The following is a 12738-nucleotide window of genomic DNA, read 5'->3' as shown; positions in this document are numbered from 1 at the left end:
ATTCAAACCCAATAGTTATCTGTAGTTTACCAATATCAGAGGGAGTATTTCAATTTTTAAACAACAAAAAACTGGGTCCTAAAAGTAGGGTGCTTTATTAAGCGTCTACTTTATAGGATCCAGTTTACTATTCTAATAGGGTTCTTTTTTTATACCCTTACCATATAAATGATTTCGTGCTATAACGAATGAAATCATTTATATGTTTATGAGAGGAAAGGCCATTTCAATAAAGTTTAATGTACAAGCATTAAGAACTCAGCAAGAAATAAACGACTTTTCATTCTGTTTGAAACGCTAAAAAGACGTGATACCCTCTAGGAAAATGCGTCAATAAAAAGCTGACTTCGGTATTGTACCGAAGCCAGCTTTTTAGATGTTTTTGTCCTCAAAATAAATCTATACGCTCGGACGGAAGCGCTCGTTTTTGTATCTCCCGCAAGACTTATGTGTATAGTGGAAACTGTTTGGTTAATTCTCGAACGGATTTTTTAATTTCAGTCAATTTCTCTTCGTCATCTTTAGCATTCAGTGTACCTATGATCAATTCGGCAACTTTTCTGCATTCCTCTTCTTTAAATCCTCGAGTAGTGATTGCCGGTGTCCCGATACGAATGCCGCTTGTTTTGAATGGGCTTAACGTTTCAAAAGGTATGGTATTTTTGTTTACTGTAATACCTACCTTGTCCAGTAGGGCTTCTGCTTGTTTTCCGTTCAGCCCAAAATCACTCACTTCCATCAATAATAAGTGATTATCTGTCCCACCACTAATCAAGCGTCCATCTGATTGTCCAAGCACTTCAGCCATCGCTTTGGCATTGGCAATGATTTCTTTTGCATACCCTTTAAATCCAGGTTGTAAGGCTTCTTTGAATGCAACTGCTTTTGCAGCAATGACATGCTCAAGTGGTCCCCCTTGTGTTCCTGGGAATATGGCACTGTTCAATCGCTTCCCGTATTCTGCTTTCGCTAAAATCAAACCACCTCTTGGACCACGTAACGTCTTATGCGTGGTACTGGTGACGACGTCTGCGTAAGGAATTGGAGAGGGATGTTCACCTGCAGCAATCAATCCGGCAATATGTGCCATATCGACCATTAAAATAGCCCCAACTTCATCAGCGATTTCACGGAACTTTGCAAAATCAATCGATCTTGGATAAGCACTGTATCCGGTAATAATCATTTTAGGTTTATGCTCTAAAGCAAGCTTTCTGACTTGGTCGAAATCGATTGTTTCCGTTTCTTTGTCTACTTTATAGGGTACGACGTTATATAGTTTCCCACTGAAATTTACGGGAGAGCCGTGCGTCAGGTGTCCGCCATGGCTCAGGTCCATGCCCATATATGTATCACCGGGTTCTAGGAAGGTCTGAAACACAGCCGTATTTGCCTGAGAACCGGAATGCGGCTGAACGTTTGCATACTCAGCACCGAACAGTTCTTTAGCACGGTCAATTGCCAGGTTCTCCACGACATCGACGAACTCACAGCCACCATAGTAACGCTTGCCTGGATAGCCTTCCGCATATTTATTCGTCAAGACGCTTCCCTGTGCATCCATAACTGCTTGAGAAACAAAGTTTTCCGACGCAATCAGTTCGATATTCTCTTCCTGACGTTTCTTCTCTAACGCGATAGCTTCAAATACTTCTTGATCATACATGGTTTCTGTCAATGTCCGTCCACTCCTTCATATTTGACTATTCAATTGAAGTATAGCATAGCTGGGTGAAAAAAATGACTAACTTCTTTCATTTATTTGAGATCGTTTGTATTATCTTAATGATAAGTTAGTTGCTTATGGACTTTTTTGTAGATTTCAAACTCTCCCTAGTTCAAAGAGCCTACACAAGTATCATCTGTACTATGATTATATATTTCAGATTATTTTGAAAACTGTTAGTTATTACTGTTATAGTAATATAAGGGATATGCTTTCGCATCTATTACAAACACATATTTATGAGGAGGATTCTATGTCAGTCACAATTCTGAGAGAAAGTGCTTTTTTCAGAGGTTCTACACGTTTACATATTTATTTAAATGGTGAAAAAGTTGATACCATAACATCAGGAGAAAAAAAAGAAATTGACGTCCCTGGCAATGGAGCCTTATTGAAGGTTTCTCAGTTTGGTGGTAAAAGCAATACTCTAAAAGTTTATAAAGGTGATCAGATTCGTCTAGGAGTCACACCGTGGGCTCCTTGGTTTTTAATGATTTTTTTAGTCCTTTTACCCGCTACAATAACCTATTTCGACAGAATCGATTCCGGGATCATTCTCATTCTTGCATTAATCATTTACTTTGGTGTTTATTCATTTTTTAAATCTTTTTCTCTAATAAAGGTTCCCTCAAGTATAAAAGAATGATAGCTATAATTAAAATAATACAATTCTTTGATAATCATTCATCTACTCATAACTCCTGTTTTTAATGTTATCCAATAAATCAAACACCAACAATATTCTATCGACTCATCTGAAAAGCCACCCGCACTTAATAAAAGTGCGGGTGGCTTTTTACAACTCAACTATTTATCCGGTTTGACTTAATAAAAGGTGAATCGTCTTTTAACAACTGAAATCGATGTAACTGTCTGAGTTATTAAAACATGGGTGTTCTTTTAGTAACTCTAGACTTTTCTCAGTTTGAGTTATTACAACTTAACGCTTTTTCTATTAAGTCACACTTTGACTCTTTACGAGTTAATAAAAGACTCCTCCCTTTTATTAACTTAACTTCACCTTTTCATCGACTTAGTAAATATTCAAACGAATTCTTATCAATAAACAACAACTCTATTTAGATAATGAAAAAATCACCAAATTGGTGATTTCAATAAATTATATTAAAGATTATTTCACTTAAATCTCTGCTCAAATTCAGCTTTAACTTGCTTAAGAATCGAATCGTCAGTAATCAAATTAATGGCAGTCAAAGTCAGTCCTGAAATCGTCTTTTCCATTGCTCTATACGCTTCTTCAGTCAGGGTGCATTCTCTGAATTCCGTTGTGTGACCCGACACTGCTTTTCCGTTGGTGATTTCAAAATACGGATTGATCGCCGGGACGACCTGGCTGACATTCCCCATGTCCATCGATCCCATCGACTCGCGTGGTTCTGTAACCATTGCTATACCTAAAGAGTGCATATTCTCATTATATAGAGTAGACAGTGTTTCATTGGTGATGAGGTTTTTGTAACTAGCCTCGTAATGACCCCATTCCATTTCACAGTCGGCCGCTAAGGCACCTGCTTCAGCACAGCGGATCACTTTCTCTCTCAACTCATTCAAATACGGCATATCCATTGCGCGAACATAGAATTCAGCTCGCGTGTAATCAGGTATGATATTGGCCGCCTCACCACCTTCTTTGATCACACCGTGAACACGTGCAGTCGGACGAAGCTGTTGTCTCAGGGTACTGACACCGTTAAAGAAATTGATACAGGCATCCAAGGCATTCTTCCCTTCAAAGGGTGTAGCTGCCGCATGAGCCGTCATGCCGTAAAAACGAAATTCGATTGCTTCCATCGCCATCGATTTCCCGCTCGCATGATTCTTGTCAGACGGATGAGTACAAAAAGCCACATCGACATCGTCAAATGTATCAGCATCTGCCATGGTGACTTTATCCCCATTCGTTTCTTCAGCCGGTGTGCCTAGAACGATAACGGTCCCGCCAACTTCATCCACCAGTTTGGACAAAACGATCCCTGCTCCCGTATCAGTTGCCCCGAGGATATTATGTCCGCACCCGTGACCGATTCCTGGTAATGCATCGTATTCCGATAAGTACGCCAGTGTCGGCCCAGCTTTTTCACCTTTATAAACAGCTTTAAAAGCGGTGCTTATACCTAAGTATGGGTATTCCACTTCAAATCCGTGTTTTTTCAATAATTCTACATGCGCTTTTGAAGATTTCAACTCTTCGTGTCCCAATTCCGGATGATCATAAATGTACTCACTTAGTTCCTGCAGTTCTGGACGCAACTGCTTAACGATTCCGTTTACTTCTTCTTTCCATTTTAGAACCATATCGATCATCCTTTTCTATCATTCATTTCAAATAAATATACGCCATTTGTGTACTAATTTCAAATTACTTTACGTAAACAAAAGATATATTGATTCACTTTTATCATATATGTATAATTAAATTAAGATAAGTATACACCACAACATTCTAATTTATTTATAATCAAAACAAACAGGAGTGTCTAACATGGATGATTCTCTACATAATGTTTCATTGATTAAAATAGCCGCATTTTCTGTATTTGCATTTATCCTTAGTCTTTTAGCTCTCTTTATTATAGAGCCCTTCTTTCCCAATAATTCTCAGAATTTTTTAAAATTTCTATCAGAATTAGGAATCGTGCTAGCAGTATCTTTATTCACAGTCAGACATCTGGACAGAAAAAAAATTTCTCTCAAATCAATTTTCGGAGAGACATCTGTAAGTAAAAAGATGCTATTATTCTCATCATTATTAACTATTGGCAAACTCATTCTATACTTCTCATTTGCCGGTTTAGTCTTACGGATTTTTATCACTCGACCAGAAATTTCATCGTTTGCCCTCTCATTCATGGTTGATGCAAGCCCTACTGAATCTAGCACGTGGCTGATCATCAGTGCTGTCATTTTGGCACCTATTACAGAAGAATTTATTTTCAGAGGACTCATTCTAAATAAATGGGCTGAGAAAAGCAGTAATACCCGGGCACTTATAATCAGTTCCTTATTATTCGGAGTCCTGCACTTCGGTTCGTTCATTATCCCTCAGTTTATTGGCGGACTGCTCTACGGCATTGTTTATATAAAAACCAAAAAGCTGATTTATCCGATACTTATGCATGTAATAAATAATCTGATCGCAGTCAGTCTATTACTTTTTCCAACGACTGAATCTAACGACGTTTTCTCTGTGCCTCAACTTATTGAGGAAATGACTCCGGTACTAAATATATCAAGTTTGGTATTCGTTATAGCTTTACCTATCTTTATATTCATCGTTTATAAATACAGTCGGAACTTAAATGATGAAGTTGCACCTTTTGCATTCAATACCCGAAATTAATAACATATACTACATAAATAACCCTCATATGCAGATCAGTCTCTGCTTAAGAGGGCCATTTATACTATTTATTTATCTGATTATTTACTGTCTGATTTACCCGCAATGACATCGATCTCCACTAAGGCGCCGGCTGGTAGTGCCGCAATCTCATAGGCAATGCGCGCAGGATAAGGTTCTTTGAAGAATTCTGAGTAGACCCCATTCATCTCCTGGAAGTTTCCAATGTCACTTAGCAGAACCGTTGCTTTCAGTACATCTGACAGGTCCAGTCCTTCTTCAACCAAGATATATTCAAGGTTCTTGAGAGATTGTCTGGTCTGTTCTTTCGTAGTTGTTGCAGTGATTTTTCCAGCTTCCGCATCAATAGGCAGCTGCCCGGAAACATATACCGTGTCACCAAAGGTAACGGCTTGAGAGTATGGTCCGATTGCTGCTGGGGCTTTTTCTGATTTCACTATCTGTTTTTCTGATTTAGTCATATGATCTGCTCCTTTAGATTTAGTTATATTAAATTATACACGCGTTAAGTTGGCCACCGTATAGTCATTAAGCCTGAATATATGCGTGACTGCCGGTAGAGGTTTTCTCAACGATAATATGTGACGGAATCCGAGATTTCAGTTCATCCACGTGCGAGATGATGCCCACCAGTCGGCCGCGTTCATGCAGGTCCAGTAAGGTTTCAATTGCCATGTCCAACGAATCCGAGTCGAGCGTTCCAAACCCTTCATCAACAAAAAGCGTATCGACGCTCACGCCGCCGTTTTGGCTTTGTATGACATCACTGAGTCCCAAAGCTAAGGCCAACGAGGCTTTGAAGGTTTCGCCACCGGACAACGTGTTGACGCCGCGTGTTTTGCCGGTGTAATGATCAAAGACATCGATGTCCAGCCCTTGAGGACCAGCTCCTTTGGCTTTCTCGATTTTCCGGTGTAATTCATAGCGGTTATTCGTCATAGTTGAAATGCGCATGTTGGCCGCTTCCAGAATTTCTTCAAAGTAAATGCCTAAAACAAAACGTTCAAAAGAAATGTAGTCCGTCTCTTTTGCACCACTTGCCAAACGAGACAGTTCTCCGTAAAGCTGATAGTCCGCTTCGATGTGCTCGCTCTGTGCTTGGTACTGCTTGATGGTGTCGCGTGCACCCTGATTTTGGCTGGTCAAACGGACGCAATCATCCCGTTTCTGTTCCCACTCAGGTAGAGATTCTTCGATTTCAGATAATGCTCTATCATGCTCTGCTTTTGTCGACACATCGTCTGCTTTTGCGAGAAAGTCGGTGACTTCTTTGACACGGTCTTGGTGAATGGCTCTCACTTCACCATACGTCTGGATAGCTTCACTCATTTCTGAAACGAGTTTGTCTTCTAATACGTATGTGGCAAAGGTTTCTCCAAGTTCACTCGCTTCCAGTTTTTCTTTTAGCGTTTGTGCCAACTTTTCTTCTTTTCCACTGAGTTCACTGACTCGTTTTCCCGTCAAGTTCAACTCTGTTTCGTTAGAAGACAGGGTGTTTTCAAGAGTATTATGTTTTTCCCGCATGGCCTTCTCTGTTTTTTCGGTCTCTTTTATGGCTTTTTCTTTTGTCTGTACGAGATTTGTCACTTGCTCTTTTGACTCGAAGGTCAATGTTTCTTTCAGCTTATCCGTTTCCTCACTGATTTCTTTTCGTCGTGCTTGAATGGCTTCGATTTTAGAACCGTTTTTAGATAAAACTTCGGAAACGTCACGTTCTTGTGTCTGTAAATCGCTAAACTTCTTAGTGTAAGAAGTTTCCTGTTTCACGATTTTTTCTTTCTTCTCGGTTTCTGCTTGTAATGTATCCACGTTTTCTTTCATTTCATTCACTTTTTGTGTCACTGTTTCTTTCTCAGTTGATGTCTCTTCCGATAAGACGTCTAGTGCTTCACACCGCTCAGACACTTGCTCGTAAAGGTTTTCAGACTGGCTCACCAGACGGTTGTACTCCGATTCGACCGCTTCTTTTATCTTTTCTAAAGCATCCACCTGTTCTTTTGTGACTTCTTCTGCTTGTGCGTGCGCTTTCTGAGGATGCTCGATCGATCCGCAGACTGGACACGGTTCGCCTGTTTCCAGTTCACCAGCTAGGACGACAGATAACTGACCGAAGTAAGTGGATTTAGCCAGCTGCCATTCACTTCTAGCTTGGTTAAGGTCGCGTTCTGATTCCTGGAATGCTTTCTTCAGTTCGATCCCTTTTTCCCGCCACTGACAAACTTCTGTGAGTGCTTTTAATCGGTGGTTTAATTCAGACAGTTCTTCTTTGTCGGCACTAAATACTTTATAGTCTTCAGTCAATTGTTCTCTTGTCTGACTAATTTGCTTTAACATTTCTTTTAATTCTTTTATTTTTGCCGTTAATTCAGCTTGTTTTCCGGACAAGCGTTCGTTTTCCGATTCGATTTCTTTTTCCTGTTTAGTCAAGTCAGCGAGACGCGTTTCCTGCTCTTTGATTGTTTCAAATCGTTTCAATTCTTCGTTATAACCCTGAATTTCTTTCCTTGCATCATCTAGCTTTTCATATTCTTTTAAAATAGCCTGATAGCTTTCATCCAGCTCGTTGAGTTCTTCCTGTAAGGTTTGCTGCTTTTCTGTCAAACGGATAACGGCCTGCTGATTTTCTTCTTTTTCAGTTCGTGTTTCAAATACGTTGGCTTGAGCCTGAACCAGTATTTGCGCTTTTTGGTGTTGGTCCAGCTGCTCTTTATACTGAGACACCTTTTCTGCCTTCGCGTCCAGCTCCTGTTTCTCTTTTGCCAGCGTTTCTTTTTTATTTAACATTTCAATCATCTTGGTGTGTCTGATTTTCTCAGCCTGTAAACGAGACAGTTCAGTTTTTGCTTTACCTAAGGCTTCTGTTTCCGCGTGAATAAGCAGTTCCAGTTCACTCAATACCGCCTGCACGTCGAACTGTTCGATCGCTTTTTCCAGCGGTTCATTTTCATCCCTGTTGATGCGTTTGAAGGCTTCCTGCAGAGCCAGTACGTAGCCTTTACGTTCATCGGCCAATACTTTTGCCTTCACTTTCAGTTCGTCCTGAAAGCGTTCGTAAATACCTGTCTGAAAGATATTTCGGAATATCTTTTCTTTTTCACCACTGTTGGATTCCAGCATTTTTTTGAAAGCCCCTTGCGGCAGCATCACGATTTGACGGAACTGGTCATATGTTAAACCAATCAGTGTTTCAATTTCCTGATTCGCTTCTGCAATTTTCGTGGTCACGCTTTTCCCATTATGGAATTCGACATTCGATTTGATTTGTCTGGGTTTAGCTCGTCTGCCGGGGCCCATCTGTTCAGGTTCCCTACGGACAGTATAGATCGTTTTGCCTAATTGAAATTCCAATTCAACATAGCACAAGTCACTATCGGTCGCGTGGTCTGATTTAAACGAGTCTTTCCCGCGCGCATCACCACTGGCCGAATCGAACAGGGCATAAGCGATGGCATCAAAAATCGTTGTTTTACCGGCTCCGGTTGGTCCGCTCACCAAAAAGAGAGAAGACTGGGTGAACTCAGTGAAATCTATTTCCACTTTATTTTTATACGGCCCGAAGGCATTCATAACTAATTTTAACGGACGCATCTACTTCTCTCCTTTCAATGCCTGATTCCATGTTTGCTGGATGGCGTCTTTCTGATTCTCATCCAGGGGGTTCGCCTTGTATTCAGCATAAAAATCACCGAACAGCTCGAACAAATTGCGTTTTTCAATGGCTTCCTGCTTGGTTGCCTGACTGGATTCACGACTTTCTTTCTGACTGGTATATTCCAACCCCATCGCGTAAGGGTAACGGCGGCGCAGCTGGTTCATAGCATCCATCACATAGTTTCTGTCTTCCAGTTCAAAGAAAATGTAATCCTCTGATTCGTTTTGCATCAATTTTTCGAACGTGCCTTTTAGTACCTGCATATCTCGTTCCGGTTTGATCTCGATCATTTCAATGTCACATTTTTCTTTATCAATATCTATAAGGACATGCTGTTTTTTATGACGGGTTTCCGATTTTGAATATTTCAGCGGTGACCCGCTGTACCTGACACGGTCTGTCTTGACCTTCTGTGCCTTGTGCAAATGCCCGAGTGCCACGTAATCAAACGCATCGAATAGATTGACATCCACGTATTCAGCGGTCCCGATACTCAACGGGCGTTCAGAATCAGATGCTTCGACCGATTCTTTCACGCCGTTCACGATATACCCATGGGCAATCAGGATGTTGACTTCATCTGGATTCATGGTCGCTTTGATCGATTCGATCTGCGCACCCGTCGCATCCTGTAGGTCTTTGATCTCTTCATTTTCAAGAATCTGTCTAATCGTGACGTGATCGGCAAATGGCAGCAAATAGAAGTTCACGCCATCGATTGTCACTTTCCTCACTTCTTTCTTAACGGTTCCTTCAATAAATAAACGACTTCCGGCAAGCAGTTCGGCCCCGTATTCCAGCCGTTCGTTACTGTCGTGGTTCCCGGCAATTGCCATGACCGGAATTCCTGCTTCCTGAATGAGTCGGTTGAAAATAGCGGTAGCCAGGACTACGGCTTCTTTAGGAGGAATAGAACGGTCATATAAATCCCCCGCCATGATCAAGACGTCCACATCCAGTTCTTTCACTTTTTCAACCAACGCATGTAACACCACTGCCTGATCTTCAATCATTGAAAACTCATTGACAATCTTTCCGATATGCCAGTCTGCCGTATGTAAGATCCTCATGTTTTTCCTCCCGTATTTTCTTAGTAGGTCCAGTATATCAAAATAGTCTCCTGATGTAATGGGGGTAGAAAACAATCGCTGTGCGATTGTTACATTTTTGATATTGCGTTACTTTCATTTGCTTTCTACTCCTGTGAAGGGCAAGCTTTTTCGTATCATTCATCTATCTTTCGGTGAAATTGACTCAAGTTAGCGGAAAGTCTACTCTGATTGATAATATTCATGCTAATTCTACTTTCGTATACTAAAAAAACGCATATCGAAATATGCGTTTAATCAGTATAAAAATGGCCAGGAAGGGAGTCGAACCCTCACGGGCGTTGCGCCCACCAGATTCTGAGTCTGACGTGTCTACCATTCCACCACCTAGCCGGAACATTCATAAGTATAGCACATTTAGAATGTCTTGTTAATACATATATAAAATAACCCGCTCTATATATAAAAGAGTCCCCCATAGGGAAACTACTTATTCAACATCAAAGAAAACTTCATTTCCAAAGCCTTCATACCATTTAATAAGAAATTCTCCATCTATTGGTGCAATGGCTGATTGTCTTCCCGATGCGCTCCCGCCATAATATAAGTCAATATACCCGAACTCATCGATGGTTGTGTAATACCCGTCCGGTGACTCTACACCACTTGCAGACACGCTTGATATGATAGGTAATGGGTAATGGGTTATAAGCAATATCCTCATAGCCTTCGACTAATGTGTTGCTTCAACATCAAAAATCAGCCATTGATACCCTTCCGGTGCTTCTTCGCTGTTTGGATTTTCCTCAAGTAACATTTCGTACGCATCGTCTCCTAAAATCATGTTGCTCAGTGTGACTTCTAGCACACCGTCTTCAGTTTCAAAGTCTTCGTCATCATAATCGATTTGAGCCGTCTCACCCATAGGAACCGGATTACTGCTTTTACCCAGGCTCGTTGTCGGCTCTTCTTCAACTTCTTCCTCTGTTTCTTCTTCCGTGTTTTCAGTAACCAGATCGTCAGCTGCATCGTCAACGGAACCCTCTTCTTCACAGGCAGCAAGTAATCCCATGGTTGTTGCTGTTATTAATAATAATTTATGCCATTTCACCATTATTTTCCCTCCTTTAGTTTTTCCAAAATAGAGCCACCAAAACAGTTCATCAATGCTTTTACAGATAGCGAGGTGATTAACGCTTTTGATAACGCTTCGATTAACTTGTAAGTAAATGCATCCCGCGTCTGTTATTTATATAATGCCATTTTAACTTTTTAGTTTGTCAAAGATTACGAAGTTGTTACAGCATCGGCATTTATGGTCGTTCTCAAAGTATCGTAGACCCTATAAAAGAAAACCACAATAACCCAAATTACACCAAAGGTTATTGTGATTTTCTTCTTTATTATTTGAATGTCATAACGGTCGATGGCATTTATTCATAGACCCTTGCGTGAATACGAATGTAGTCACTGGTTACTATATCATTTTATTCTTTGGATTTTTGATTTGCGTCTTTAACATACCATGCCTTTGTACTGATTTGTAAAATCAAGCTAGACATGTTTCTTGTATGGAAACTGTTTTCAGTGATTGCTCAGATACTTAATTTATTAATTTTAAACTTGAGATTAATGAATTCATTGGGTTTTAAATCGTGAATAGTCAGTTTCCCAGTTTTAAATAATTCTCCGGATCCTTCGTATTCTTCGCCTATATAATCAGCAGTCATCTCTTCACTAATCCTGTCGTTAGGACGTTTCTCTTCCAGCAAGTTAACTTCTGTATCAAATTCATACAGATTACTATTATACTTCAAACCTACTGAATCAATTACATCATTCGACATATTTTTAACTCTCCATATTATTCCATCTTCGAATTGGGATTTCATCAAGGCGCTGGTCGAAACTGATTTATTTAAGATAGAAAAAGCTGTGAGTTCGTCAGACATGAATCCTCGACTATTAGGTTTATGAAAATATTGTCCAAAAAGATTAGTTTGAAATTGATCACTGGTAGAATAAATTTCATTTTTATCATCAAACAATAAAAATCTAAAGTTGAATTCATGCTTGCCAATCAGTAATGAGTCCGGAGTATATATCTTAGCTCCCGATCTCCTTCCAGGTCTATACAACAAATCTTTTTTTCCCATATAGTCCATCGTGGTCAGCAAGTGTATTTTCAAATCATTTTCTTTCATTATTTCATAACTTTGAATCCCTTTATTAAATACAGCTAATTTAGAATCAATGTCATAAACATAACGTTGTGTTGGATATATCGGATAACATAATTCTTTCCATCCCATATCTAAAGTGTTTTGATAATCTACAACGTTACTTGTTTTAACATCTCCAAAACTGCCTTCTCTAAAGTGCATAGTTGTTGTGAAATTTGGAATATACAATGAGACGCGATGATTATTTGCTTGGTTATCTACAGACACATCAAGATCAAAATAACGGCTGTTTGTATTGATTTTAATTACCATATTGATCTTCATTGCAACCATTTTGTTGCTTCGTTCCGTGTCATCTGTATTTTTATTGACCTCCATAACTTTAGAAATTTTCATTTCTGCTTCAAAATCGTTTATTTTCTCAATCTTGATTTCAGACTCGAAATTTCTACTGTCAATTACATTATCTTTTCGGGGAGGAGAATAATCATAACTGTCTCCTGCATTTCCTTCATCCAAAATATTAAGAACATTTTGGATTTTGGTTTTTGACGATTTATTATAATAACTTACTGTCCCGTCAATGTTAGCTATAATTTTTATAGTATTATTTTCGATTGAATTCTCTGAAGTATTTATATCAGTTGAAGCGGCGTTTGCACTCGATGCTTTTCCTTCTTCAATATAATACGTGCGATAACCTACTCCTTTAACTTCCGCAAAAAACTTAATTTTTTTCCTTGTCA

The 12738-nt window shown here is 39.7% G+C and carries 10 protein-coding genes and 1 tRNA gene; 2 read left to right on the top strand and 9 right to left on the bottom strand.

Annotation, left to right across the window (positions count from 1 at the left end; all coding sequences use genetic code 11):
• Positions 1–445: 445 nt before the first annotated feature.
• A complete protein-coding gene (gene glyA, locus AX762_RS09930) occupies positions 446–1666 on the bottom strand; it encodes a serine hydroxymethyltransferase (protein WP_071848981.1) in 1221 nt (406 codons plus the stop codon).
• 313 nt (positions 1667–1979) lie between these two features.
• Between glyA and AX762_RS09925 the strand changes: the two genes are divergently transcribed.
• Complete coding sequence (locus AX762_RS09925; RefSeq protein WP_071848980.1) at positions 1980–2372, top strand: hypothetical protein; 393 nt, start codon at positions 1980–1982, stop codon at positions 2370–2372.
• 491 nt (positions 2373–2863) lie between these two features.
• On the opposite strand, the gene AX762_RS09920 is transcribed toward AX762_RS09925, so the two are convergent.
• On the bottom strand, positions 2864–4042 hold the full coding sequence (locus AX762_RS09920; RefSeq protein ID WP_071848979.1) for a M20 family metallopeptidase: 1179 nt from the start codon (positions 4040–4042) through the stop codon (positions 2864–2866).
• A gap of 187 nt (positions 4043–4229) precedes the next feature.
• On the opposite strand from AX762_RS09920, the gene AX762_RS09915 reads away from it, so the two are divergent.
• Positions 4230–5087: a CPBP family intramembrane glutamic endopeptidase gene (locus AX762_RS09915; protein ID WP_071848978.1), complete on the top strand. Its 858-nt coding sequence runs from the start codon at positions 4230–4232 to the stop codon at positions 5085–5087.
• An 80-nt stretch (positions 5088–5167) separates the two neighbouring features.
• Here AX762_RS09915 and AX762_RS09910 read toward each other — a convergent pair whose 3' ends face one another.
• The 7 genes from AX762_RS09910 to AX762_RS09880 form a co-directional block, all read right to left on the bottom strand.
• The gene (locus AX762_RS09910) at positions 5168–5569 is read right to left on the bottom strand and encodes a RidA family protein (protein WP_071848977.1); all 402 of its coding nucleotides are present in this window, start codon (positions 5567–5569) and stop codon (positions 5168–5170) included.
• 67 nt (positions 5570–5636) lie between these two features.
• Complete coding sequence (locus AX762_RS09905; protein WP_071848976.1) at positions 5637–8696, bottom strand: AAA family ATPase; 3060 nt, start codon at positions 8694–8696, stop codon at positions 5637–5639.
• The gene (locus AX762_RS09900; RefSeq protein ID WP_071848975.1) at positions 8697–9830 is read right to left on the bottom strand and encodes an exonuclease SbcCD subunit D; all 1134 of its coding nucleotides are present in this window, start codon (positions 9828–9830) and stop codon (positions 8697–8699) included.
• 288 nt (positions 9831–10118) lie between these two features.
• Positions 10119–10202: transfer RNA gene (locus AX762_RS09895), tRNA-Leu, on the bottom strand.
• Positions 10203–10299: 97 nt separating this feature from the next.
• Positions 10300–10524: a hypothetical protein gene (locus AX762_RS09890; protein ID WP_071848974.1), complete on the bottom strand. Its 225-nt coding sequence runs from the start codon at positions 10522–10524 to the stop codon at positions 10300–10302.
• 18 nt (positions 10525–10542) lie between these two features.
• A complete protein-coding gene (locus tag AX762_RS09885) occupies positions 10543–10923 on the bottom strand; it encodes a hypothetical protein (protein ID WP_071848973.1) in 381 nt (126 codons plus the stop codon).
• Positions 10924–11404: 481 nt separating this feature from the next.
• A partial coding sequence (locus AX762_RS09880) for a glycoside hydrolase family 38 C-terminal domain-containing protein (protein WP_143139348.1) occupies positions 11405–12738 on the bottom strand: 1334 nt, incomplete at its 5' end.

The sequence above is a fragment of the Alkalibacterium sp. 20 genome (genome assembly GCF_001885615.1).
Taxonomy (GTDB): Bacteria; Bacillota; Bacilli; order Lactobacillales; family Carnobacteriaceae_A; genus Alkalibacterium.
Note: the sequence above shows the minus strand (reverse complement) of the source record. Positions and strands in the feature narration are given on the sequence as shown.

Bases quoted from the DNA above. Each gene is read 5' to 3' on its own strand.
- AX762_RS09915 (WP_071848978.1), top strand. From the start codon at position 4,230: ATGGATGATTCTCTACATAATGTTTCATTGATTAAAATAGCCGCATTT.
- AX762_RS09925 (WP_071848980.1), top strand. From the start codon at position 1,980: ATGTCAGTCACAATTCTGAGAGAAAGTGCTTTTTTCAGAGGTTCTACA.
- AX762_RS09920 (WP_071848979.1), bottom strand. From the start codon at position 4,042: ATGGTTCTAAAATGGAAAGAAGAAGTAAACGGAATCGTTAAGCAGTTG.
- AX762_RS09905 (WP_071848976.1), bottom strand. From the start codon at position 8,696: ATGCGTCCGTTAAAATTAGTTATGAATGCCTTCGGGCCGTATAAAAAT.
- glyA (WP_071848981.1), bottom strand. From the start codon at position 1,666: ATGTATGATCAAGAAGTATTTGAAGCTATCGCGTTAGAGAAGAAACGT.
- AX762_RS09900 (WP_071848975.1), bottom strand. From the start codon at position 9,830: ATGAGGATCTTACATACGGCAGACTGGCATATCGGAAAGATTGTCAAT.
- AX762_RS09910 (WP_071848977.1), bottom strand. From the start codon at position 5,569: ATGACTAAATCAGAAAAACAGATAGTGAAATCAGAAAAAGCCCCAGCA.
- AX762_RS09885 (WP_071848973.1), bottom strand. From the start codon at position 10,923: ATGGTGAAATGGCATAAATTATTATTAATAACAGCAACAACCATGGGA.